Below are 23464 nucleotides of genomic sequence, written 5' to 3' on the forward strand. Positions count from 1 at the left end.
TGAATTCTCGCCGGTGTCTTGAGAACGGAAAGCAGGCCGGGCATGGTCAGGGTCCAGACATTCTTAAGGACAAGAACCATGCTCGTATTAAGCCGCGCTGTGGGTGAATTGATTTCCATCGGTGACGATATTTCCGTCCGTGTGCTGTCGGTCAGCGGCACCACCGTGCGTTTTGGCGTGGAAGCGCCACGGCACGTCGATGTCCATCGCTCCGAAATCTACGAAAAGATCCAGCGGAAAAAGGCCCACGCCGCCCGCAAGGCGTGTTCAGTCGAATAGGTGCTTGGGCACGTCGTGCTTGAGCATCAGTTGGCACTGTTCGCTTTCGGGGTCGAAGACGATCAACGCCTGGCCTTTGGTCAGCGCTTGCCGGACCCGTAGAACCCGGGTTTCCAGGGGCGTGTCGTCACCGTTGTCGGTGCCGTCGCGGGTCACGAAATCCTCGATCAGGCGAGTGAGTGTGTCGACTTCGAGTTGGTCGTGGGGGATGAGCATGGGGTACCTCGGCTAGACAATGAGGCGATGCTACGACCAATGAGCTTTTGCGGCTAGCCTTGGGTTTTGTGGGGTCTGTTCTGCCTCATCGCGAGCAAGCTCGCTCCCACAGGGTTTTGAGCCGCACTGAAGACTCAATGTGGGAGCGAGCTTGCTCGCGATGGCAATAAGCCCAGACAGTGAATGTTGGATCAGCTATCCGACCGCTGCCCCACCAGGCTATCCACCGACGGCACCCGAGTATCGCTTTCCATCTGTGCATCGTGCTCGATCTGGTGACTGAAGCGGTCCAGCGAGCCTTGGGCCGGTTGTGCGTCGCTGGCGAACACCGGTGGGCTGAGAATGTAGGCGCCGAGCAGGCGGCTGAGGGCGGCCAGGCTGTCGATGTGGGTACGTTCGTAGCCATGGGTGGCGTCGCAGCCGAAGGCGAGCAGGGCGGTACGGATATCGTGGCCGGCGGTGATGGCCGAATGAGCGTCGCTGAAGTAGTAGCGGAACAGGTCGCGGCGTGCCGATATGTCGTTCTCCTTGGCCAGTTTCAGCAAGTGCCGCGACAGATGATAGTCGTAGGGGCCTCCGGAGTCCTGCATCGCCACGCTGACCGAATGTTCGCTCGAATGCTGGCCGGGGGCGACGGGGGCGATGTCGATGCCGACGAATTCGCTGACGTCCCAGGGCAGCGCGGCCGCGGCGCCGCTGCCGGTTTCCTCGGTGATGGTGAACAGTGGGTGACAATCGATCAGCAGTTCTTCACCGCTGTCGACAATCGCCTTGAGCGCCGCCAGCAACGCCGCGACCCCGGCCTTGTCATCCAGGTGCCGGGCGCTGATGTGGCCGCTTTCGGTGAATTCCGGCAGGGGGTCGAAGGCCACGTAATCGCCGATGCCCACCCCCAGGGTTTCGCAGTCGGCGCGGGTGGCGCAATAGGCGTCCAGGCGCAATTCGATGTGGTCCCAACTGATGGGCATTTCGTCCACGGCGGTGTTGAACGCGTGCCCGGATGCCATCAATGGCAGCACGCTGCCGCGAATCACGCCGGTGTCGGTGAACAGGCTGACCCGGCTGCCTTCGGCAAACCGGCTGGACCAGCAACCTACCGGGGCCAGGGTCAGGCGACCGTTGTCCTTGATGGCCCGCACCGCGGCACCGATGGTATCCAGGTGCGCCGAGACGGCGCGGTCGGGGCTGCTCTTGCGGCCCTTGAGCGTGGCGCGGATCGTGCCGCGACGGGTCATTTCGAACGCGATACCCAGCTCTTCGAGCCGCTCGGCGACGTAGCGCACGATGGTGTCGGTAAAGCCGGTGGGGCTGGGAATGGCGAGCATTTCCAGCAGGACCTTTTGCAGGTATTCGAGATCCGGTTCGGGAATTTTGCTGATCATGGAAACTCCTCACGGAACATTAAGTTGAAGTAGGGGAACCCTGTGGCGAGGGTGTTTGCTCCCGCTGGATTCTGTAGGAGCTGGCGAAGCCTGCGATCTTTTGATCTTTCGCTTGGGACTCAAGTGTCTGGGGAAAGATCGCAGCCTCGTTGCACTCGACAGCTCCTACGGCCCAGCGGGAGCGAGCTCTCTCGCCACGGAAGAAGGGCTAGGCCACCGTCTGGCTATGAGGAAACAACAAATCCACAAAGCGCTCGGCGGTAGGCTGGGGTTCGTGGTTGGCCAAGCCGGCGCGTTCGTTGGCTTCGATGAACACGTACTCGGGTTGATCGGCCGCCGGCACCAGCAGGTCGAGGCCGACCATGGGAATGTCCAACGCCCGCGCGGCGCGCACTGCCGCATCGACGAGGGTCGGATGCAGGATGGCGGTGACATCCTCCAGCACGCCGCCGGTATGCAGGTTTGCCGTACGCCGGACGAACAGGTGTTCCCCGGCCGGCAGCACGCTGTCGTAGTCGAACCCCGCCGCGTTGAGTGTGCGCAGGGTCTCGGCATCCATCGGGATCTTGCTTTCGCCGCCCGTGGCGGCCTGCCGTCGGCGGCTTTGGGCTTCAATCAACGCGCCGATGGTGTGCCGGCCGTCGCCGATCACCTCCGCCGGACGCCGGATCGCCGCCGCCACCACTTCAAAGCCGATCACCAGGATGCGCAGGTCCAGCCCTTCGTGGAAGCTTTCCAGCAACACCTGGCTATCGAACTGCCGAGCCGTTTCGATGGCGCTCTGCACTTCCTCGATGGTGCGCAGATCCACCGCCACGCCTTGGCCCTGTTCCCCGTCCAGCGGCTTGACCACCACCCGTTCGTGCTCATCGAGGAACGCCAGGTTGTCATCGGCGTTGCCCGCCAACTGTTGGGCCGGCAGGTTCAGGCCGGCGCTTTTCAGCACCTTGTGGGTCAGGCTTTTGTTCTGGCACAAGGTCATGCTGATGGCGCTGGTCAGGTCGCTCAGGGATTCGCGGCAGCGCACCCGGCGGCTGCCGTGGACCAGGGTGAACAAGCCGGCCTCGGCATCGTCCACCTGCACTTCGATGCCTCGACGGTGAGCTTCTTCGACAATGATCCGCGCATAAGGATTGAACTGCGCCTCGGGACCTGGGCCAAGGAACAGCGGCTGGTTGATGCCGTTCTTGCGCTTGATGGCGAAGGTCGAGAGATTGCGAAAGCCGAGTTTGGCGTAGAGGTTTTTCGCCTGGCGATTGTCATGCAGCACCGACAGGTCGAGGTAGCTCAAGCCCCGGCTCATGAAATGTTCGATGAGGTGACGCACCAGAACTTCGCCCACACCGGGCCGTGGGCATTGCGGATCGACGGCCAGGCACCAGAGGCTGCTGCCGTTTTCCGGGTCGTTGAAGGCCTTCTGATGATTCAGGCCCATGACGCTGCCGATCACCGTACCGGTGTCATCGTCTTCGGCCAGCCAGTAGACCGGGCCGCCCGCGTGACGCGGGGTCAGTCGCAGCGGGTCGATGGGCAACATGCCCCGGGCCTGGTAGAGCTGGTTGATGGCCTGCCAGTCGGTCTCGCTCTGGGCCCGGCGAATTCGGAAACCGCGAAACACTCGGGTGGACTGGCGATAGTCGCTGAACCACAGGCGCAAGGTGTCGGATGGATCGAGGAACAGTTGCGCCGGTTCCAACCCCAGCACTTGCTGGGGCGCCGCCACGTACAAGGCAATGTCGCGCTCACCGGGTTGTTCGTTGAGCAGTTCCCGGGCCAGGCTCGTCGGGTCCGGGAAGGTGTGGCCGATCAGCAGTCGGCCCCAGCCGCAATGCAGCGCGATCGGGGCGGCGCCCAATTCGCTGCCGTCTTCGGCCAGGCGTGCCTGCAGGCGTTCGTAAGAAGGCGCCTGGCCGCGCAAGAGGCGTTGGTTGTGAACGGTTGCGTGAGGTTTCATCGATCAGATTCCTTGCTCGCTGAGCCACAGGTTCAGCGCTGCCAGTTGCCACAGCCGCGAACCGCGCAACGGCGTGAGCTGGCCGTTGGGGTCGGTGAGCAGGCGGTCGAGCATGGCCGGGTTGAACAGGCCGCGATCCTGGCTCGGATCCAGCAGCAGCTCGCGGACCCAGGCCAGGGTATGGCCTTCCAGGTGCTTGAGGCCCGGCACTGGGAAATAACCTTTCTTGCGGTCGATCACCTCGCTGGGGATCACCCGTCGGGCGGCTTCCTTGAGCACCTGCTTGCCGCCATCGGGCAACTTGAACTGCGCCGGGACCCGGGCCGAAAGCTCCACCAAGCGGTAGTCCAGGAACGGCGTGCGCGCTTCCAGGCCCCAGGCCATGGTCATGTTGTCGACGCGCTTGACCGGGTCGTCCACCAGCATCACGGTGCTGTCCAGGCGCAGGGCCTTGTCCACCGCGGCATCGGCCCCGGGTTGGGCGAAATGCTCCTTGACGAAGTCACCGGCCGCGTCATTGGCCGTCAGCCAGTTGGGCTGCACGGTGGCGGCATATTCTTCGTAGCTGCGGTCGAAGAACGCAGCGCGATAGGCGGCGTACGGATCGTTGGCGCCATCGACCTGCGGGTACCAGTGGTAACCGGCGAACAGCTCATCGGCGCCCTGGCCGCTTTGCACGACTTTGCAATGCTTGGCCACTTCCCGCGACAGCAGGTAGAAGGCGATGCAGTCGTGGCTGACCATTGGCTCGCTCATGGCGCGGAACGCGGCGGGCAGTTGCTCGATGATTTCTTTTTCGTCGATGCGCAGTTGGTGGTGGCGGGTGCCGTAGTGCTTGGCGATCAGGTCCGAATATTGGAATTCGTCACCGCGTTCGCCGCCGGCATCCTGGAAACCGATGGAGAACGTGGACAGGTCTTCCACGCCCACTTCCCGCAACAGACCCACCAACATGCTTGAGTCGACGCCCCCGGACAGCAGCACGCCGACATCCACGGCGGCGCGCTGGCGAATGGCGACGGCTTCACGGGTGCTGTCGAGCACACGGTCGATCCAGTCTTCCAGGTTCAGGTGCTGTTCGTCGGCCCGAGGGCCGTAGGGCAGGGTCCACCAGGTTTTCTGCTCGGTGGTGCCGTCGGCTTCGATCCGCATCCAGGTAGCGGGCGGCAGTTTTTCAACACCGGCCAGCAAGGTACGGGGCGCCGGAACCACGGCGTGGAAATTCAGATAATGGTTGAGGGCCACCGGGTCGAGCATGGGGTTGATGTCGCCGCCCTTGAGCAGCGCCGGCAATGCCGAGGCGAAGCGTAGCCGCTGGCCGGTGCGCGACAGGTACAGCGGCTTGACGCCGAGGCGGTCGCGGGCGATGAACAGCCGCTTGGCATCGCGCTCCCAGATGGCGAACGCGAACATGCCGTTGAGCTTGGGCAGCAGCGCTTCGCCCCAGGCGTGGTAGCCCTTGAGCAGCACTTCGGTGTCGCCACCGGAATAGAAGGTGTAGCCCAGGGCTTCGAGTTCGGTGCGCAGTTCCGGGTAGTTGTAGATCGCGCCGTTGAAGGCCAGGGACAGGCCCAATTGATTGTCGATCATCGGCTGGGCCGAGCCGTCCGACAGGTCCATGATTTTCAGGCGCCGATGGCCCAGGGCGATCGGCCCCTGGCTATGAAAACCCCACGCGTCAGGGCCGCGAGGGGCCAGGTGATGGGTGATCCGCTCTACGGCCGCAAGGTCCGCAGGTTGTTGATCGAAACGTAACTCTCCAGCTAATCCGCACATAAGTCCTTACCGGTTTTTCCGTTGGGGAGGGGGTCAAGCAGCACCTGCCAAAAGGGCAGGTACCCTGAAACTGACCGGAGGGATTGCTGTGAGTTTTAGATCGATGCGTTATAAGCCGGCGGGCGGGGTTGGGTTGGATGTCGCGTGATTCTTGTGGGAGCCATCCATCGGGGTCAGGCCTTGCCCCGAATCAGGGCCCGCAACGCAAACCGGTTCGGGTGGCATGCTTCGGCCACGCTGCGGGGCAGTGGCAGCGGTTCGTTGTCCAGCCAGGCGGCGATCAGTTCGCCCGACAGGGGCGCGGTGATCAGGCCTCGGGAACCGTGGCCGCTGTTGATGTACAGGCCCTCGAGCCATGGGCAGGGAGCGTCCGGCACCTGGCGGGCGTCCTTGCCCAGGGCCGCATAAGCGTCGGTAAAGGCCTGGCGGTCGGCCAACGGTCCGACAATGGGCAGGTAATCCGGGCTGGTGCAACGAAACGCCACGCGGCCTTCGAGGTGCTCCGGGTCCAAGGTAGCGGCGTTCAAGCGCTGCACCAGGTCTTGGGAGATTTCTTCGAGCATCCGCAGGTTGCCGGCGTGCTCGGCGGCGGTGGGGGTCAGGTCGTCGCTGTTGAAGTCGAAACTGGCGCCCAGGGTGTGCTCGCCCAGCCGCGGCGGCGCCACATAACCTTCGGCGCAGACCACCGTCGCCAGGCTCTGGCTGTGACGGGTTTGCGGCAGACGGGTGATCTGCCCGCGAATGCGCTTGAGCGGCAAGTCGGCAGCCGGTTCGAAGCGTTTGATCTCGGCAGCACTGGCGAGGATCACCACCGGCGCACTGGCCAGGCAGCGTTCGCGGTCCCATGCCTGCCATTGGCCGTCGACGCGGCGCAGGTGCAGCACGTCATGATGGGCTTGCACATCGATCGCCGGTCCCGAGGCTTGCCAGCGACACAACGCTGGCGGATGCACCCAGCCGCCCTCGGGATAAAACAAACCTCCGCTGGCCAGGCCGATGCCGGATCGGGCCTGGGCCTCGGACTGATCAAGGGTGTGCAGTAAATCCGTGGGGAACGCCTCGGCCAGTTGCGCCTGACGCTCGGCTTCCTTGCTGTTGAAGGCCAATTGCAAGACCCCACAGGCATCCCAGTCAACGCCGCGTTGCAGTTGCTCCAGCACGCGTCGGGTGTAGCCGAAGCCGCTGAGGATCATCTGCGACAATGCGGTGCCGTGGGCCGACAACTTGAGGTACAGCACGCCCTGGGGGTTGCCGGAGGCTTCCTCGGCCAACCCGGCATGCCGCTCCAGCAGCGTCACCTGCCAGCCACGGGCGGCGAGGCTCGCCGCGCTGGCACAACCGGCCAGGCCACCGCCGATCACCAGGGCCCGGCGTTCGCCAGTGGGGGGCACGGGGCGGGCGTACCAGGGTTTTGCCGGGGATGGCGCCGCTGTCTGCTCCGGCCAGCCAAGAAACACGCCCCGCAGGATTTCCCACTTATGGCCGATGCCCGGCGTGCGCTTCATCTTGAAGCCCGCCGCGTTCAGCAAACGCCGGACCCAACCGGTGCTGGTGAAGGTGCTGAGGGTGGCGCCGGGTGCGGCCAGCCGGGCCAGTTCGGCGAACAGCTCGGCGGTCCACATTTCGGGGTTTCGGGCCGGTGCGAAACCGTCCAGAAACCAGGCGTCGATCTGCCCGTCCAACTGCGGTAGCAGTTCCAGGGCATCGCCGATCAACAAGGTCAGCGTCACCCGCCCATTGGCCAGGACCAGGCGCTGGAAACCCTGATGGATCGCCACGTATTGCCCAAGCAGTTGCTCGGCCTGGAGGGCGAGCTGCGGCCAGAGGGCCAGGGCCCGACACAGGTCCTGCGGGGTCAATGGATACTTCTCGACGCTGACGAAATGCAGCCGCGCCCCGGACGGCGCGCATTGTTCGAACAACTGCCAGGCGCAGAGGAAGTTCAAGCCGGTGCCAAAGCCGGTTTCGCCGATCACCAGGCGCCCGTCGGCGGGCAGCGCGGCAAAGCGCTCGGCCAGGTTGTTCTGCTCGAGGAACACGTAACGGGTTTCTTCCAGCCCGGACTGATCGGAGAAATACACGTCGTCGAATACCCGCGAGTGCGGGCGACCCTGGTCGTCCCAGTCGATTTGGGCGTGGTGCTGTACAGGCGTCATGGCAGGCTCGGTCGAAACAAGGTAGCCATTCTAGCCGATCGGTATCCGCTTGCTTGACCCATCGCAACACAGCGTTGTTCTTGATGGAATCTGCTGCACAGGGCCGCATCCAATCCGCTAGTCTTGCCCCAATCCCTGGAAGGAGCTGTCCATGTTCGAATCCGCTGAAATCGGTCACGTCATCGATAAAGAAACCTTTGAAGCCGAGGTGCCGGCGCTGCGTGAAGCACTGCTGGAAGCGCAGTTCGAGTTGCAGCAGCAGGGTCGGTTTCCGGTCATCGTGTTGATCAACGGCATCGAAGGCGCGGGCAAGGGCGAGACGGTGAAGTTGCTCAATGAATGGATGGACCCGCGGCTGATCGAAGTGCGCACCTTCGACCAGCAGAGCGACGAGGAACTGGCGCGGCCTCCCGCGTGGCGTTATTGGCGGATGCTGCCGGCCAAGGGGCGCATGGGGATTTTCTTCGGCAACTGGTATAGCCAGATGCTGCAAGGCCGGGTCCATGGCGAATTCAAGGACCCACGGCTCGACCAGGCGATCGCCGGTGCCGAGCGCCTGGAAAAAATGCTCTGCGATGAAGGTGCGCTGATCTTCAAGTTCTGGTTCCACCTGTCCAAGAAACAGATGAAGGCCCGCCTCAAGGGGCTCAAGGATGACCCGCTGCACAGTTGGCGCATCAGCCCGCTGGATTGGCAGCAATCCCAGACCTATGACAAGTTCGTCAAATACGGCGAGCGTGTGCTGCGCCGCACCAGTCGCGATTACGCGCCGTGGCATGTGATCGAAGGCGTGGACAGCTGTTATCGCAGCCTCACCGTGGGGCGGATCCTGCTCGACGGTTTGCGCCAGGCCCTGGACCGGCCGAAGATCAAGCCGCAAAAGGTCAGCGTGGCGCCGCTGCCCGAGTTGGATGGCCAGATCACGTTGCTCGACAGCCTGGACATGACCCGGCGCCTGGACAAGGCCGACTACGAAGAACAGCTGATCACCGAGCAGGCGCGCTTCGCCGGGCTGCTGCGGGACAAACGCATGCGCCAGCATGCCCTGGTGGCGGTGTTCGAAGGCAATGACGCGGCGGGCAAGGGCGGGGCGATCCGGCGGGTCACGGCGGCCCTGGACCCGCGCCAATACAGCATCGTGCCCATTGCCGCGCCCACGGAAGAAGAACGCGCCCACCCCTACATGTGGCGGTTCTGGCGGCATATTCCCGCACGCGGCAAGTTCACCATGTTCGACCGCTCCTGGTACGGCCGGGTGTTGGTGGAGCGGGTCGAAGGGTTTTGCAGCCAGGCCGACTGGCTGCGGGCCTACGGGGAAATCAACGACTTCGAGGAACAGCTCGCCGATGCCGGCGTGGTGGTGGTCAAGTTCTGGCTGGCCATCGACAAGGAAACCCAACTGGAGCGTTTCCAGGAGCGCGAGGACATTCCGTTCAAGCGTTTCAAGATCACCGAGGATGACTGGCGCAACCGCGACAAGTGGGATGCCTACCGTGCCGCGGTGTGCGACATGGTCGACCGCACCAGTACCGAGATTGCCCCCTGGACCTTGGTGGAGGCCAACGACAAGCGCTGGGCGCGGGTCAAGGTGTTGCGCACCCTCAACCAGGCGCTGGAGGCGGCTTTCGAGCGCAGTGCGAGACAGGCTCGCAAGAAGAAGCGCTAGGGCGATGGGCGCGCATACGCGAGGTGAATGGTTGTCGCGGTCGGTTATCCAGTGGATCTATGCTCGATCCACTCTCAACCGACTACAACAATGAGGTACAGCCATGCGTGAAGTGGTGATCGTCGACAGCGTACGGACCGGCCTGGCCAAGTCCTTTCGTGGCAAGTTCAACATGACCCGTCCGGATGACATGGCGGCCCATTGCGTCAATGCCTTGCTGGCGCGCAACGACATCAACCCGGCCAGTGTCGAGGACTGCATCGTCGGGGCCGGGTCCAATGAAGGTGCCCAGGGCTACAACATCGGGCGCAACGTGGCGGTGCTCTCGCAATTGGGCATCGGCACGGCCGGCATGACCCTCAACCGCTTCTGTTCTTCGGGCCTGCAAGCCATTGCCATCGCGGCCAACCAGATCGCTTCCGGTTGCAGCGACATCATCGTGGCCGGCGGCGTGGAGTCCATCAGCCTGACCATGAAAAGCGTCAACACCGACAACCTGATCAACCCGTTGCTCAAGGAGCAGGTGCCCGGGATTTATTTTCCCATGGGCCAGACTGCCGAGATCGTCGCCCGCCGTTACCAGGTCAGCCGCGAGGAGCAGGATCGCTACGCCTTGCAGAGCCAGCAACGCACCGCCAAGGCCCAGGCGGCCGGGTTGTTCGATGACGAAATCATCCCGATGGCGGTCAAGTACCGGGTCGAGGACAAGAACACGGGTGTCGCGCAGATCCTCGATGGCGTGGTCGATCGTGATGACTGCAACCGTCCCGACACCACCTATGAAAGCCTCGCGGGCCTGAAGCCGGTGTTCGCCGAGGACGGCTCGGTGACGGCGGGCAACTCCTCGCAGTTGTCCGATGGGGCGTCGATGACCTTGGTGATGAGCCTGGAAAAGGCCCTGGCCCTGGGGCTCAAGCCCAAGGCGTTTTTCCGTGGCTTTACGGTGGCCGGTTGCGAGCCGGACGAAATGGGCATCGGCCCGGTGTTTTCGGTGCCCAAGCTGCTCAAGGCCAAGGGCTTGCAGATCGCCGATATCGACCTGTGGGAACTCAACGAGGCGTTCGCTTCCCAGTGCCTGTACAGCCGCGACCGGCTGGAAATCGATCCGCAGAAATACAACGTCAACGGCGGCTCGATCTCCATCGGCCATCCGTTCGGCATGACCGGTTCGCGGCAGGTGGGGCATCTGGTGCGTGAGCTGCAACGGCGCAACCTGCGTTACGGCATCGTGACCATGTGCGTGGGCGGCGGGATGGGGGCTACGGGGTTGTTCGAGGCGGTGGGATAACCTACGAACTGACAGTTGGCGAGAGTAATTATTTGTGGCGAGGGGATTTATCCCCGCTGGGCTGCGAAGCAGCCCCAAAGCAGACAATGCTGTCAGCCTGATACACCGTGTTTGTAGATTTTAGGGTTGCTGCGCAACCCAGCGGGGATAAATCCCCTCGCCACAAGTAAAGCGGTGCTAGCTGTGGATGTCGTGCTAGCTGGCGACCTGAGTCAGTTGCAGCATTCGCTGTACATACGCCTCCACCTCCCGCAACGCATCCTCGCGACTGGCGAACGGCCCTTCCTGGGTGCCTTCCCGTGTATTGAAGTAAAACTCGCCGTTTATCCGGCAAATCCGGTCACTGGGAAAGACCATCGCAGGCGCGAGGTCCTGGGCGCGTTTGCCGAGCATGGGGGGCTCCAAAAGAGGTGGCGGGATCAGGTTGAGTGAAGTTTAGGAGTTGGCGTCGACGGCTGCTTGGCGAGCCGATAGGCGGCCATGTGCCATACCCGTAGCCGGTTCAATTAATCCCCAACTGTTCCTGTGTTGCTGGGTGATAGAGGCCTAGAATGGGCGTTCTTTGTCTTGGGCTTCGAGGGTTGCATGCACATATCGTCCGGTCGCTGGGTCTACGGCTTGTTCCTTGCCCTGTTGACCGCCCTGCTCTGGGGAATCCTGCCGATCAAGCTCAAGCAAGTGCTGCAAGTGATGGACCCGGTCACCGTGACCTGGTTTCGCTTGCTGGTGTCCGGCGGTTTGCTGTTCATCTATTTGGCGGCCACCCGGCGCCTGCCCAGTCGCAAGGTGCTCGGCCCTCGCGGCGGCTGGCTGGTGGCGATGGCGGTGCTCGGGCTGGTGGGCAACTACGTGTTGTACCTGATGGGCCTGAATCGCTTGAGTCCCGGCACCGCGCAACTGGTGGTGCAGATGGGGCCGATCATGTTGCTGGTCGCCAGCCTGTTCGTGTTCAAGGAGCGGTTCAGCGTGGGGCAGGGCATCGGCCTGCTGGTGTTGCTGATCGGTTTCACGCTGTTTTTCAACCAGCGCCTGGGCGAGTTGCTGACGTCCCTGAGCGACTACACCGCCGGGGTGCTGATGGTGTTGCTGGCGTCGACGGTCTGGACGTTCTATGCCCTGGGCCAGAAGCAATTGTTGACGGTGTGGAACTCGTTGCAGGTGATGATGGTGATCTACCTGTTCTGCGCGCTGCTGCTCACACCCTGGGTGCATCCGTTGGAGGCGCTGCAATTGAGCCCGTTGCAAGGCTGGTTGTTGCTCGCTTGCTGTCTCAACACCCTGATTGCCTATGGCGCGTTTGCCGAAGCCCTGGCCCATTGGGAAGCGTCGCGGGTCAGCGCGACCCTGGCGATCACGCCGCTGGTGACCTTCGCCGCGGTGGCAATGGCGGCCTGGCGGTGGCCTGATTATGTCCATGCCGAGCAGATCAACCTGCTGGGTTATGGCGGGGCGGTGCTGGTGGTACTGGGTTCGGCGCTGGTCGCCCTGGGGCCCTCGCTGATCGCCGGGCTCAAGGCCCGGCGGCAGCGGATGGTTGTAGAGCGATAGACCGCGTTATCGTTCTTCGCGAGCAAGCCCGCTCCCACATTCGATCTCATCGGACACAGGTTGTGTATCCGACCCCAATCCATTGTGGGAGCGGGCTTGCTCGCGAAGACAGGTTATCGGTTACCGCAAATCTTCAACCCTGGCTACCGGCCTCCAGCATATTCTCCGGCCTCACCCAGGCATCGAACTCTTCATCGGTCAGGTACCCCAGTTGCAACGCCGCCTCGCGCAAGGTCAGCCCTTCACCGTAGGCTTTCTTGGCGATTTCCGCTGACTTGTCGTAGCCGATGTGCGGGTTCAGCGCGGTTACCAGCATCAACCCTCGTTCCAGGTGCGCGGCCATCTGCTCGGCGTCCGGCTCGAGTCCGGCGATGCAGTGCTGCTGGAAGTTGCTGCAACCATCGGCCAACAGGCGAATCGATTGCAGCAGGTTGTGGATGATCACCGGTTTGAACACGTTCAACTGCAAATGCCCCTGGCTGGCGGCAAAACCGATGGTCACGTCGTTGCCCATGACCTGGCAGGCCAGCATCGACAAGGCTTCGCACTGGGTCGGGTTGACCTTGCCGGGCATGATGGAACTGCCCGGTTCGTTGGCCGGCAATTTCACCTCGGCGAACCCGGCCCGTGGTCCGGAGCCCAGCAGGCGCAGGTCGTTGGCGATTTTCATCAGGGTCACGGCGAGGGTTTTCAGCGCGCCGGACAACGAGGTCAGGGGTTCATGGCCGGCCAACGCGGCAAACTTGTTGGGTGCGGTGACGAACGGCAGGCCCGACAGCGCCGCCAGTTCAGCGGCAATCGCTTCGCCGAACCCATGGGGTGAATTGAGCCCGGTGCCCACTGCCGTACCGCCCTGGGCCAGTTCGCAGACCGCCGGTAGCGCGGCGCGAATCGCCCGTTCGGCGTAATCGAGCTGGGCAATGAACGCCGACAGTTCCTGGCCAAAGGTGATCGGCGTGGCATCCATCATGTGGGTACGGCCGGTCTTGACCAACTTCATGTGGCGCGCGGCCAGTTCCGCGAGACCGCCGGACAGCTCGCCGATGGCCGGCAACAATTGCTGATGGACGGCCTGGGCGGCGGCGATGTGCATGGCGGTGGGGAAGCAGTCGTTGGAACTCTGCGAACGGTTGACGTGGTCGTTGGGGTGCACCGGGCTCTTGCCACCGCGGGGGTTGCCGGCCAGTTCGTTAGCGCGTCCGGCGATCACTTCGTTGACGTTCATGTTGCTCTGGGTCCCGCTGCCGGTCTGCCAGACCACCAGCGGGAACTGATCGTCATGCTGGCCGGCCAACACTTCGTCGGCGGCCTGTTCGATCAAGCGGGCGATGTCGGCGGGCAGGTCTCCGTTGCGGTCGTTGACCCTTGCGGCGGCTTTCTTGATCAGCGCCAGGGCGTGCAACACCGACAGCGGCATGCGTTCGTTGCCAATGGCGAAGTTGATCATGGAGCGCTGTGTCTGCGCGCCCCAGTAGGCGTCGTCCGGGACTTCAACCTGGCCAAGGCTGTCGGTTTCGATACGGCTCATCGGGTCAAACTCCTTAAAGGCTGAATGCGCAGTTTAGGCCCAGATGGGCGGCTCCGGTTCCCTCAATCATCCCTCAATCCAGCAACGGTGGCTTCGGCCCGTCAATCGGACCCGACAACCGTCGGGGTTGAGCCCCGGCGTTTTTTAGGCGCAGAATGGTCGCCCTTGGGGTTTTACCTCGCCTGTAATGAAAGGAAACTCGATGACCCGTCTTCGTGCCATCTGTACCGCAGTTGCTCTGGTGTGTGCCAGCGGCCCTGTTTTCGCCGATACCGCCAGCCACAACGCCAGCGCCGAAGCGTTCCTGACCCTCGCGCACGCTGACAAACTGGGCACTCCGGTGTACATGCAAGTGCAGCAGATGTTCGCCCAGCGCTTTGAACAGACCAAGGCCCCTGAGTCGAAAAAAGCCACCCTGGAAACCTACCAGGCCAAGGCCAATGCCGCGCTGGACCAAGCCATCGGCTGGAACAAGCTCAAGCCGGACATGGTCAAGCTCTACACCAGCAACTTCAACGAATCGGAGCTCAAGGACCTGGTCGCTTTCTACCAATCGCCATTGGGCAAGAAAGTCCTGGAAAAAATGCCACAGTTGACCCAGCAATCGGCCCAACTGACCCAGGCCAAGCTTGAAAGCGCAGTGCCGGTGGTCAACAAGCTGCTGGCCGACATGACGGCCGAGCTCGAGCCAAAAGCCGCTGCTCCAGCCAAGAAAAAGCCGTAAACGGAGCCCGGTATGAGCATGCAACAACGCATCGAATCAACGCTTGGGCTGTTGCAGCCCGAGCATCTGCAAGTGCTGGATGAAAGCCACATGCACAGCCGTGGCCTGCAGACCCACTTCAAGGCCGTGGTGGTCAGCCAGCAGTTCGAAGGGCTCAATCGTGTCAAGCGTCACCAGAAGGTCTATGGCACGCTGGGCGAGCTGATGGGCGAATTCCATGCGTTGGCGCTGCACACCTACACACCCGAGGAATGGGCCCAGATCGACGCCGCCCCGGCTTCGCCGACCTGTGCCGGTGGTAGCAAGCACTGATCGATAGGGCTTGCTCCCATTGGGGCTGTAGGAGCTGTAGGAGCTGCCGAGTGCAACGAGGCTGCGATCCTTCTCCTTACACTTGAATCTCAAGCGAAAGATTAAAAGATCGCAGGCTTCGCCAGCTCCTACAGAGCAGCCGGCGGTAAGCTCCCTCGCCACGATAAGCGCTTCGCTCCACTTGCCGGCAGGGCACTTCGCTCCTAAAGCCATATTGTTTTTGTTAGAATCCCCAACGCGCCGCTCACCCGGCGCGTTTTTTTTCGCATCCGGTTCACCCTTTACGAGGGTAGCCACCTGGAGAAACACCCATGACACAACCCATTGTCGTGGCGGCACTGTATAAGTTCGTCACCCTGGCAGATTACGTCGAGCTGCGTGAGCCCTTGCTCAAGGCCATGCTCGACAACGGCATCAAAGGCACGTTGCTGATCGCCGAAGAAGGCATCAACGGCACGGTCTCCGGCACCCGCGAAGGCATCGACGGCCTGCTGGCCTGGCTCAAGAACGATCCGCGCATGATCGACATCGACCATAAAGAGTCGTATTGCGATGAGCAGCCGTTCTACCGCACCAAGGTCAAGCTCAAGAAAGAAATCGTCACCCTTGGTGTCGAAGGCGTGGACCCGAACAAGCAAGTCGGTACCTACGTCGAACCGCAGGACTGGAACGCGCTGATCAGCGATCCGGAAGTGCTGCTGATCGACACCCGCAACGATTATGAAGTGTCCATCGGCACCTTCGAAGGCGCCATCGACCCAAAGACCACCAGCTTTCGCGAGTTCCCCGAGTACATCAAGGCCCACTTCGACCCGGCCAGGCACAAGAAAGTCGCGATGTTCTGCACCGGTGGCATTCGCTGTGAAAAAGCCTCCAGCTATATGCTCGGCCAGGGGTTCGACGAGGTCTATCACCTCAAGGGCGGTATCCTGAAATACCTCGAAGAGGTCCCTCAGGAGGAAACCAAGTGGCGCGGCGACTGCTTCGTGTTCGATAACCGCGTGACCGTTCGCCACGATCTCAGCGAAGGGGACTACGATCAATGTCACGCTTGTCGTACTCCGGTGAGCGTGGAAGATCGCGCTTCGGAGCACTATGTGCCTGGCATCAGTTGCCCGCATTGCTGGGATAAGCTGAGCGAGAAAACCCGTCGCAGCGCCATCGACCGGCAGAAACAGATCGAGTTGGCCAAGGCGCGCAACATGCCGCACCCGATCGGCTACAACTACAAGCAAACATCTTCCGAGGCTTGAGCCATGACGTCACGCCTGCTCTATGTGATGGACCCGATGTGTTCCTGGTGCTGGGGCTTTGCGCCGGTGGCCGAGGCGTTGGTCGGGCAGGCGCACGCCGCGGGCGTGGAGTTGCACCTGGTGGTGGGCGGTTTGCGCACCGGCAGCGGTTCGGCGCTGGAGCCGACCACCCGGCGCTACATTCTCGAGCACTGGCAGGCCGTGACCCAGGCCACCGGCCAGCCCTTCAAGCTTGAAGGCGCGTTGCCGGACGGTTTCGTCTACGACACCGAGCCCGCCTGCCGGGCATTGGTGACGGCCCGCAGCCTGGCCCCGGACCTGGCCTGGACGCTGTTGAAGCTGATCCAACAGGCCTTTTATGTACAAGGCCGTGACGTCACCCACGCCAGCGTCCTGGTGGAACTGGCCGAGCAGGCCGGGCTGCCTCGCATCGAATTCGCCGCGGCCTTCGACCGCGCCGACCAACATGCGGCCACCGCTGCGGATTTCACCTGGGTCCAGGATTTGGGCATTGCCGGGTTCCCCACGCTGCTGGCCGAGCGTGACGGCCAGTTGGCCTTGCTGACCAACGGTTACCAGCCCCTGAGCCAGTTGTCGCCCTTGCTTGGCCGCTGGCTGGAGCGCGCGACCTGTGCCTGAGCGGCCGTCAGCCCCATCGACCTCGCAGCGCATCGACCGGTTGAGCTGGGCGGAAATCCGTCGCCTGGCCCTCAAGCATAAAAAAGCCCTGTGGATCGCCAACGGCGTGGCCGTGCTGGCGACGCTGTGCAGTGTGCCGATTCCGCTGCTGTTGCCGCTGTTGGTGGACGAGGTCCTGCTGGGCCACGGTGATGCGGCCCTGAAAGTCATGAACCATGCCTTGCCGACGGCGTGGCAGAGCGCCGCCGGCTATATCGGGCTGATGTTGCTGGCGACCCTGACCCTGCGCTGTGGCGCCTTGCTGTTCAACGTGGTGCAGGCACGCTTGTTCGCCAGGCTGGCCAAGGACATTGTCTATCGCATTCGCATCCGCTTGATCGAACGTCTCAAGCGAATCTCCTTGGGCGAGTACGAAAGCCTGGGCAGCGGTACCGTGGCGGCCCATCTGGTCACCGACCTGGACACCCTCGACAAATTCATCGGCGAGACCCTCAGCCGTTTCCTGGTGGCGATGCTGACCCTGGTGGGCACTGCCGGGATCCTGGTGTGGATGCACTGGGAACTGGCGCTGCTGATCCTGCTGTTCAACCCGCTGGTGATCTACGCCACGGTGCAACTGGGCAAGCGGGTCAAACACCTCAAGAAACTGGAGAACGACAGCACCTCGCGCTTCACCCAGGCCTTGACCGAAACCCTGGATGCCATCCAGGAAGTGCGCGCCGGCAACCGCCAGGGTTATTTTCTTGGCCGATTGGGGATGCGTGCCAAGGAGGTCCGCGATTACGCCGTGAATTCACAGTGGAAAACCGACGCCTCGAACCGCGCCAGTGGCTTGCTGTTCCAGTTCGGCATCGATATTTTTCGCGCGGCGGCCATGCTCACCGTGGTGTTTTCCGACCTGTCCATCGGCCAGATGCTGGCGGTGTTCAGCTACCTCTGGTTCATGATCGGTCCGGTCGAGCAACTGTTGAACTTGCAGTACGCCTATTACGCGGCCGGCGGCGCCTTGAACCGGATCAACGAACTGCTGGCCCGGGCCGACGAGCCCCAGTACCCGGGTGGCGTCGATCCGTTCAAGGGCCGTGACACCGTGGGCATCGAAATCCAGGGGTTGAGTTTCGGTTACGGCGAGGAACTGGTGCTCGACCAGTTGAACCTGTCCATTTCCCCGGGCGAGAAAGTCGCCATTGTCGGGGCCAGTGGCGGCGGCAAGAGCACCTTGGTGCAGTTGCTGCTGGGGTTGTACACACCACAGTCGGGCAGTATTCGTTTCGGCGGCGCCACGCAGCAGGAGATCGGCCTGGAAACCATTCGGGAGAATGTTGCAGTGGTGTTGCAACATCCGGCGCTGTTCAACGACACGGTACGGGCCAACCTGGCCATGGGGCGTGAGTGCAGCGACGACGACTGCTGGCGGGCATTGGAAATCGCCCAGCTCGACGCCACGGTACGGGCGCTGCCCCAGGGCCTGGAAAGCGTAGTAGGACGTTCCGGGGTTCGGCTGTCGGGCGGACAACGCCAACGGCTGGCCATCGCCCGCATGGTACTGGCCGACCCACGGGTGGTGATTCTCGACGAAGCCACCTCGGCGTTGGACGCGGCCACCGAGTACAACCTTCACCAGGCACTGGCGCGTTTTTTGAGCGCACGCACCACGTTGATCATCGCCCACCGGCTTTCGGCGGTGAAGCAGGCCGATCGGGTATTGGTGTTCGACGGTGGGCGAATCGCCGAAGACGGCGACCATTTGCAATTGATTGCCGACGGGGGGCTCTACGCTCGACTCTACGGTCATTTGCAACAGATACAACAGCCTTGAGTTTCCCGCCGTTTTCTGTGCTTAGTATCGGAAAAAAAACAGGCAAACACGCCGATTCTTCCAAATTCCGCGCAAAGATCTCTTCATCCATTCATTCTATGGGTCGAAAACTAGCCTAGGCTGTTGAGTCAGGAGCGGAATTCTGGCGGGTGTTCGTCCGGCAGTACCTGTGCAAGGGACCTCATGAAGCAAAAGCAGACTCTCGGAACACCACGGCTGCTGGGCATCGTCTGGCCCTTTATTGCCGTTGTGCTATTTCAGGCATTGCTTGGCGGCGTAAGCCTTTACGTGCTTTCCGCAGTCCGCGGCTATGTAGCGGGGGAGAGTCTCTGGTCCAAGGGCCAGAAAGATGCCATCTATTACCTCAACCTCTACGCCGACAGCCGTGACGAGGCGATTTTCCGCAAATACCAGCAAGCCATCGCCGTACCCGAGGGTGGCCATGAGCTGCGGGTAGCGCTGGACAGCCAACCGCCGAACCTGGAAGCGGCGCGGGCCGGCATCCTCAAGGGCGGCAATCATCCGGACGATGTGGCCAGCCTGATCTGGCTTTATCTGAATTTCCGTCACTTCAGTTACCTGGAAGAAGCCATCGATCTCTGGACGGTGGGTGATGGCTACCTGACCGAACTGGATAACGTCGCCCGGCAGATGCACAGCAGTATTGTCGCGGGCCAGGCGTCAGAGGTGGATATTCGTGGCTGGAAGGCCCAGATCTTTGCGATCAACGATTCCGTCACCCCGGCTGCCAAGGCGTTCAGCGACGCGTTGGGCGAGGGCTCGCGTTTCATTCTGCGGCTCTTGCTGGTGACCAATTTCGCCACGGCCCTGGGGTTGATCGTCCTGGCGTTGTTGCGTACCCATAAACTGCTGGCCCAGCGGCAGGTGTTCGCCAATGCGCTGCAGATGGAGAAAGAGCGGGCACAGATCACCCTGCAATCCATCGGTGATGGGGTGATCACCACCGACGTGGGCGGAGCCATCGCCTACATGAACCCCGCCGCCGAAGCGATGACCCATTGGAAGGCCGAACACGCCACGGGCTTGCCCCTGGCCGCGCTGTTCAATTTGCTCGATGACAATGCACAGACCGAAGGACTGACCCTGATCGAGCACATCCTCAGCGGTCGGCTCAGCGGCGCCAGTGAACATTCGAAACTGATCCAGCGCCTGGATGGCAGCACCGTGTCGGTCACCCTGGTGGGCGCGCCGATCCGCCATGCGGGCCAGGTCAGTGGCGCTGTGCTGGTGCTGCATGACATGACCCAGGAGCGGCAATACATCGCCAACCTGTCATGGCAAGCCACCCATGACGCCCTGACTGGCCTGGCCAACCGCCGGGAGTTCGAGTATCGCCTCGAGCAAGCCTTGCACAACCTCACTCGCCAGACCGGGCGCCATGCCTTGATGTTCCTCGATCTGGATCAGTTCAAGCTGGTCAACGACACCTGCGGTCATGCGGCGGGTGACGAATTGTTGCGGCATATCTGCGCCTTGCTGCAGTCAGGGCTGCGGGAGAATGACACCCTGGCCCGGCTGGGTGGCGATGAGTTCGGGATCCTGCTGGAGAACTGTTCGCCGGAGGCCGCGGAAAAGATCGCTGAAGGGCTGCGCCAGACCGTACAGAACCTGCACTTTGTCTGGAAGGGCCGGCCGTTCGTGACCACCGTGAGCATCGGCCTGGTGCATATCGCCCAGACTCCGACGACCCTGGAGGCTTCCCTGCGGGCCGCCGACATGGCCTGTTACATGGCCAAGGAAAAGGGGCGCAACCGGGTCCAGGTCTATCACGCCGACGACTCGGAGTTGTCCCTGCGCTTTGGCGAGATGGCCTGGGTCCAGCGCTTGCACATGGCCCTGGAGGAAAACCGCTTTTGCCTCTACGCCCAGGAAATCGCCGCGCTGGGTCCGGGCGATCATGGTGGCGGCCATATTGAAATCCTGTTGCGCCTGCATGACGAAGCCGGGCGGATGATCCTGCCGGACAGCTTCATTCCCGCGGCGGAACGCTACGGGCTGATGACGTCCCTGGACCGTTGGGTGGTGGAGAATGTCTTCAAGATCATCCGCCAGTGCCTGAATGAATCGCGGCAGGGGCCCATGGCGATGTGTGCGATTAATCTGTCAGGCACAACTATCGGAGATCAGGCGTTCCTCGACTTCTTGCGTAAACAGTTCGCGGCTTACTCGATTCCGCCGGAAATGATTTGTTTTGAAATTACCGAGACCAGCGCTATTTCGAATCTGGGCAGTGCGATCCGCTTTATCAATGAACTCAAGAGCTTGGGCTGCTATTTTTCTCTGGATGACTTTTGCGCCGGAATGTCTTCATTCGCTTACCTGAAACATTTACCTGTAGACTTCTTGAAGATCGACGGGAGTTTCGTAAAGGATATGCTGGACGACCCGATTAACCGTGCAATGGTCGAGGTGATCAATCACATCGGTCACGTCATGGGTAAGCGCACGATTGCCGAGTTTGTTGAAACCGCCCAGATCGAGCAGGCGTTGCTGGAGATAGGGGTGGACTTCGCTCAGGGGTATGTGATCGAACGCCCGCAATTGTTTACCTGCGACACGTTGCAATGTCGGCCGGCCCGGCCCCAGCCGCTGTTATTCAAGGCCCCCGGCACGTTCCGCTGAAACTCTTGTTGATCCGAGAAAATCACAATCAAAAGGAGCCCGACAGTGATCGACACATTCAACCGAACAGGCCCGCTCATGGACGCCACAAGCTATCCGAAATGGGCACAGCAGCTCATTACCGATTGCAGCGAGAGCAAGCGCCGGGTTGTCGAACACGAACTGTATCAGCGCATGCGCGACAACAAGCTCAGCGCCAAGACCATGCGCCACTACCTCATTGGTGGTTGGCCGGTCGTTGAACAGTTCGCTTTATACATGGCACAGAACCTCACCAAGACCCGCTTTGCCCGCCACCCCGGCGAGGACATGGCGCGTCGCTGGCTGATGCGCAACATTCGTGTCGAACTCAACCATGCCGACTACTGGGTCAACTGGAGCGCCGCCCATGGCGTGACCCTGGAAGACCTGCAAGCCCAGCAGGTGCCGCCTGAGCTGCATGCCTTGAGCCACTGGTGCTGGCACACCAGTTCCTCGGACTCGTTGATCGTGGCCATCGCCGCGACCAACTACGCCATCGAGGGCGCCACGGGAGAGTGGTCGGCGCTGGTGTGTTCCAACGGTGTCTACGCGGCCGCCTTCGCCGAGGAAGAGCGCAAGCGGGCCATGAAGTGGCTGAAGATGCATGCCCAGTACGACGATGCCCATCCTTGGGAAGCCCTGGAAATCATCTGTACGCTGGCGGGGATGAACCCGAGCAAGGCCCTGCAAACGGAGCTGCGCCAGGCCGTGTGCAAGAGCTATGACTACATGTACCTGTTCCTGGAGCGTTGCATGCAGCTGGAACAGGCGGAGCCTGCCAGCAGGGCGTCAGCCACTCGTGAGCGTCTGGCGCTGGCCGGTAGCTGATTACTACCGCTACAGATAGCCACAACCTGTGGGAGCGGGCCTGCTCGCGAAGCGGTCTGACAGTCGACGGGGAGGTTGACTGCCAGGCCGCTATCGCGAGCAGGCCCGCTCCCACGGTTGTTTTGGATGAGTGCTGGCTTCAGGTTCACCCCAAATCCCTGTGGGAGCGAGCTTGCTCGCGGATAGCGGTGGGTCAGTTCGCGCAGTGTTGGATGTGCTGCCGTCATCGCGAGCAAGCTCGCTCCCACAGTGGTTTTCAGCCGGCCATCGCCAATCGATTGCGGCCTTCGCGCTTGGCCACGTACAGCGCGCTGTCGGCCCTGCGCAGCAGGCTTTCCGAGGATTCCCCCGGTAGCAGGGTGGCGCACCCCAGGCTGACCGTCAGCTCGATCCTTGTGCCTGTGGCGAAGTAATCCTGGGCCTGGGCGGCATGACGCAGTCGTTCACCGACCATCGCCGCGGCATCCCGGCTGGTATTGGCCAGCAGGATCAGAAATTCTTCACCACCGAACCTGAACACCATGTCCACATTGCGCAGTTGGCCCTTGATCGACTCGGCCACGGCCTTGAGCACTTCGTCGCCAACACCGTGACCATGGCTGTCGTTGATGCGCTTGAAATGATCGATATCGAGCATCAGCACCGACAAGGGTTGCGAATGACGCTTGGCCATGTCGATTTCCCGCATCAGGGTCTGGTCCATGGCAATGCGGTTGCCGGTACCGGTCAGCGGATCGCGCAGGGCGCTTTGGGTCGCGGCGCGGTAGAGCAGCGCGTTGCGCAGCGGATACAGCAGCGTCGACATGATGGATTCGAGGTCGCTCTGTTCCGCCTCGGAGAAACGTTGGTTACGACGGAATACCAGTTCACCCAGGTGTTCGCCTTCATGGCTGAGGTTGTAGCTGAGGGTGTGATGCCCGCGTTGCCCGAACTCCAGACGCAGATCACTGGCTTTGTGCTGATAGGCCAACGCATCCAGGGGCACCAGTCGCTGGATTTCCCGGAAAAACAGGCCCAGGATGCGCTGAGGCTCCAGGCTGGTCTGTAGTTGCTGGCGCAATTGCGACAGACTGACGGAACGTGCAGGGAGCGGCGACGGCCGAGTCAGGCCCAAACGCTGCAATTTGGCGCTGTCGAAGTCGAACGCGTTGATCTGGGTGGGCGTTTTCATATGGCGTTAGCCCCTAAGCTAAATCTGTCCCGCAGGTTGGGTGCGGCGGCTTTGGGCTGCACGTCGTACTGATCCTTCAGTCCCGTAGGACAACTGATTTGAGTCTAGTCCGCTTTCCATGGCAGGCATAAGTCTCGTCTCACCGTCCATTACCTGCCGAACATGGCATGTTTGAAGAGGTTAGAGCGAAAGTCGTGCCATTCGGTTCACTTGCGTAAAAACCGATTAGGAATCAATGAATTGATGGCGAGTCGCGAAGGC

At 62.0% G+C, this 23464-nt stretch carries 19 protein-coding genes; 11 read left to right on the forward strand and 8 right to left on the reverse strand.

The genetic code is table 11. The features are described 5' to 3' along the window. The first annotated feature begins 78 nt into the window (after positions 1-78). Positions 79-279 carry a carbon storage regulator CsrA gene (csrA, locus tag BM317_RS11000; RefSeq protein WP_060738615.1) on the forward strand — a complete coding sequence of 67 codons (201 nt, stop codon included), beginning with the start codon at positions 79-81 and terminating at the stop codon, positions 277-279. Here csrA and BM317_RS11005 read toward each other — a convergent pair. The 5 genes from BM317_RS11005 to mnmC form a co-directional block, all read right to left on the reverse strand. Then, positions 268-495 carry a YheU family protein gene (locus tag BM317_RS11005; RefSeq protein WP_003199186.1) on the reverse strand — a complete coding sequence of 76 codons (228 nt, stop codon included), beginning with the start codon at positions 493-495 and terminating at the stop codon, positions 268-270. The two genes, csrA and BM317_RS11005, sit on opposite strands and share 12 nt — an antisense overlap. Before the next feature lie 191 nt (positions 496-686). Then, positions 687-1874: an osmoprotectant NAGGN system M42 family peptidase gene (locus BM317_RS11010; RefSeq protein ID WP_162491250.1), complete on the reverse strand. Its 1188-nt coding sequence runs from the start codon at positions 1872-1874 to the stop codon at positions 687-689. 211 nt (positions 1875-2085) lie between these two features. Continuing rightward, positions 2086-3831: an N-acetylglutaminylglutamine synthetase gene (gene ngg / locus BM317_RS11015; RefSeq protein ID WP_092167478.1), complete on the reverse strand. Its 1746-nt coding sequence runs from the start codon at positions 3829-3831 to the stop codon at positions 2086-2088. A gap of 3 nt (positions 3832-3834) precedes the next feature. Then, the gene (locus BM317_RS11020; protein ID WP_092167480.1) at positions 3835-5607 is read right to left on the reverse strand and encodes an N-acetylglutaminylglutamine amidotransferase; all 1773 of its coding nucleotides are present in this window, start codon (positions 5605-5607) and stop codon (positions 3835-3837) included. Positions 5608-5780: 173 nt separating this feature from the next. Next, complete coding sequence (gene mnmC, locus BM317_RS11025) at positions 5781-7763, reverse strand: bifunctional tRNA (5-methylaminomethyl-2-thiouridine)(34)-methyltransferase MnmC2/FAD-dependent 5-carboxymethylaminomethyl-2-thiouridine(34) oxidoreductase MnmC1 (RefSeq protein ID WP_092474293.1); 1983 nt, start codon at positions 7761-7763, stop codon at positions 5781-5783. Between the two features lie 151 nt (positions 7764-7914). On the opposite strand from mnmC, the gene pap reads away from it, so the two are divergent. Together pap and BM317_RS11035 are read left to right on the forward strand one after the other, a co-directional pair. Beyond that, positions 7915-9429: a polyphosphate:AMP phosphotransferase gene (gene pap, locus BM317_RS11030; RefSeq protein ID WP_092474295.1), complete on the forward strand. Its 1515-nt coding sequence runs from the start codon at positions 7915-7917 to the stop codon at positions 9427-9429. A gap of 103 nt (positions 9430-9532) precedes the next feature. Next, positions 9533-10717, forward strand: coding sequence for a thiolase family protein (locus BM317_RS11035; RefSeq protein ID WP_092474297.1), 1185 nt, complete (start codon positions 9533-9535; stop codon positions 10715-10717). A gap of 195 nt (positions 10718-10912) precedes the next feature. Here BM317_RS11035 and BM317_RS11040 read toward each other — a convergent pair whose 3' ends face one another. Continuing rightward, positions 10913-11110: a DUF6316 family protein gene (locus BM317_RS11040; RefSeq protein ID WP_060738608.1), complete on the reverse strand. Its 198-nt coding sequence runs from the start codon at positions 11108-11110 to the stop codon at positions 10913-10915. A gap of 192 nt (positions 11111-11302) precedes the next feature. On the opposite strand from BM317_RS11040, the gene BM317_RS11045 reads away from it, so the two are divergent. Then, the gene (locus tag BM317_RS11045) at positions 11303-12265 is read left to right on the forward strand and encodes a DMT family transporter (protein WP_092474299.1); all 963 of its coding nucleotides are present in this window, start codon (positions 11303-11305) and stop codon (positions 12263-12265) included. 133 nt (positions 12266-12398) lie between these two features. Here the strand turns inward: BM317_RS11045 and BM317_RS11050 are convergent, their stop codons facing one another. Next, positions 12399-13793 carry a class II fumarate hydratase gene (locus tag BM317_RS11050; protein WP_092167491.1) on the reverse strand — a complete coding sequence of 465 codons (1395 nt, stop codon included), beginning with the start codon at positions 13791-13793 and terminating at the stop codon, positions 12399-12401. A gap of 202 nt (positions 13794-13995) precedes the next feature. Between BM317_RS11050 and BM317_RS11055 the strand changes: the two genes are divergently transcribed. The 7 genes from BM317_RS11055 (at position 13996) to BM317_RS11085 (ending at position 22032) form a co-directional block, all read left to right on the forward strand. Continuing rightward, positions 13996-14517 (forward strand): DUF2059 domain-containing protein, encoded by a 522-nt coding sequence (locus BM317_RS11055; RefSeq protein ID WP_092167494.1) that lies wholly within the window; start codon positions 13996-13998, stop codon positions 14515-14517. A 12-nt stretch (positions 14518-14529) separates the two neighbouring features. Continuing rightward, entirely contained in the window at positions 14530-14829 is a 300-nt protein-coding gene (locus BM317_RS11060; RefSeq protein WP_014337210.1) for a BolA family protein, read from the forward strand. 311 nt (positions 14830-15140) lie between these two features. Next, complete coding sequence (locus tag BM317_RS11065; protein ID WP_092167497.1) at positions 15141-16082, forward strand: oxygen-dependent tRNA uridine(34) hydroxylase TrhO; 942 nt, start codon at positions 15141-15143, stop codon at positions 16080-16082. 36 nt (positions 16083-16118) lie between these two features. Then, complete coding sequence (locus BM317_RS11070; RefSeq protein ID WP_170842299.1) at positions 16119-16721, forward strand: DsbA family protein; 603 nt, start codon at positions 16119-16121, stop codon at positions 16719-16721. Beyond that, complete coding sequence (locus BM317_RS11075; RefSeq protein WP_092167501.1) at positions 16714-18540, forward strand: ABC transporter ATP-binding protein; 1827 nt, start codon at positions 16714-16716, stop codon at positions 18538-18540. Before BM317_RS11070 ends, BM317_RS11075 begins: the two co-directional genes overlap by 8 nt. A 183-nt stretch (positions 18541-18723) precedes the next feature. Further along, positions 18724-21183 (forward strand): EAL domain-containing protein, encoded by a 2460-nt coding sequence (locus BM317_RS11080; RefSeq protein ID WP_092167504.1) that lies wholly within the window; start codon positions 18724-18726, stop codon positions 21181-21183. 45 nt (positions 21184-21228) lie between these two features. Next, positions 21229-22032 (forward strand): iron-containing redox enzyme family protein, encoded by an 804-nt coding sequence (locus BM317_RS11085; protein ID WP_092167506.1) that lies wholly within the window; start codon positions 21229-21231, stop codon positions 22030-22032. Positions 22033-22288: 256 nt separating this feature from the next. Here the strand turns inward: BM317_RS11085 and BM317_RS11090 are convergent, their stop codons facing one another. After that, positions 22289-23203 (reverse strand): GGDEF domain-containing protein, encoded by a 915-nt coding sequence (locus BM317_RS11090; RefSeq protein WP_092474301.1) that lies wholly within the window; start codon positions 23201-23203, stop codon positions 22289-22291. Between the last annotated feature and the right edge of the window lie 261 nt (positions 23204-23464).

It is taken from the genome of Pseudomonas sp. NFACC24-1 (genome assembly GCF_900115235.1).
In the GTDB taxonomy this organism is placed as follows: Bacteria; Pseudomonadota; Gammaproteobacteria; order Pseudomonadales; family Pseudomonadaceae; genus Aquipseudomonas; species Aquipseudomonas fluorescens_AA.

What these genes read in the sequence shown, in the direction of transcription:
- csrA (WP_060738615.1), top strand. Translation starts at nt 79, where the DNA reads ATGCTCGTATTAAGCCGCGCTGTGGGTGAATTGATTTCCATCGGTGAC.
- BM317_RS11005 (WP_003199186.1), bottom strand. Translation starts at nt 495, where the DNA reads ATGCTCATCCCCCACGACCAACTCGAAGTCGACACACTCACTCGCCTG.
- ngg (WP_092167478.1), bottom strand. Translation starts at nt 3,831, where the DNA reads ATGAAACCTCACGCAACCGTTCACAACCAACGCCTCTTGCGCGGCCAG.
- BM317_RS11020 (WP_092167480.1), bottom strand. Translation starts at nt 5,607, where the DNA reads ATGTGCGGATTAGCTGGAGAGTTACGTTTCGATCAACAACCTGCGGAC.
- mnmC (WP_092474293.1), bottom strand. Translation starts at nt 7,763, where the DNA reads ATGACGCCTGTACAGCACCACGCCCAAATCGACTGGGACGACCAGGGT.
- pap (WP_092474295.1), top strand. Translation starts at nt 7,915, where the DNA reads ATGTTCGAATCCGCTGAAATCGGTCACGTCATCGATAAAGAAACCTTT.
- BM317_RS11035 (WP_092474297.1), top strand. Translation starts at nt 9,533, where the DNA reads ATGCGTGAAGTGGTGATCGTCGACAGCGTACGGACCGGCCTGGCCAAG.
- BM317_RS11040 (WP_060738608.1), bottom strand. Translation starts at nt 11,110, where the DNA reads ATGCTCGGCAAACGCGCCCAGGACCTCGCGCCTGCGATGGTCTTTCCC.
- BM317_RS11045 (WP_092474299.1), top strand. Translation starts at nt 11,303, where the DNA reads ATGCACATATCGTCCGGTCGCTGGGTCTACGGCTTGTTCCTTGCCCTG.
- BM317_RS11050 (WP_092167491.1), bottom strand. Translation starts at nt 13,793, where the DNA reads ATGAGCCGTATCGAAACCGACAGCCTTGGCCAGGTTGAAGTCCCGGAC.
- BM317_RS11055 (WP_092167494.1), top strand. Translation starts at nt 13,996, where the DNA reads ATGACCCGTCTTCGTGCCATCTGTACCGCAGTTGCTCTGGTGTGTGCC.
- BM317_RS11060 (WP_014337210.1), top strand. Translation starts at nt 14,530, where the DNA reads ATGAGCATGCAACAACGCATCGAATCAACGCTTGGGCTGTTGCAGCCC.
- BM317_RS11065 (WP_092167497.1), top strand. Translation starts at nt 15,141, where the DNA reads ATGACACAACCCATTGTCGTGGCGGCACTGTATAAGTTCGTCACCCTG.
- BM317_RS11070 (WP_170842299.1), top strand. Translation starts at nt 16,119, where the DNA reads ATGTGTTCCTGGTGCTGGGGCTTTGCGCCGGTGGCCGAGGCGTTGGTC.
- BM317_RS11080 (WP_092167504.1), top strand. Translation starts at nt 18,724, where the DNA reads ATGAAGCAAAAGCAGACTCTCGGAACACCACGGCTGCTGGGCATCGTC.
- BM317_RS11090 (WP_092474301.1), bottom strand. Translation starts at nt 23,203, where the DNA reads ATGAAAACGCCCACCCAGATCAACGCGTTCGACTTCGACAGCGCCAAA.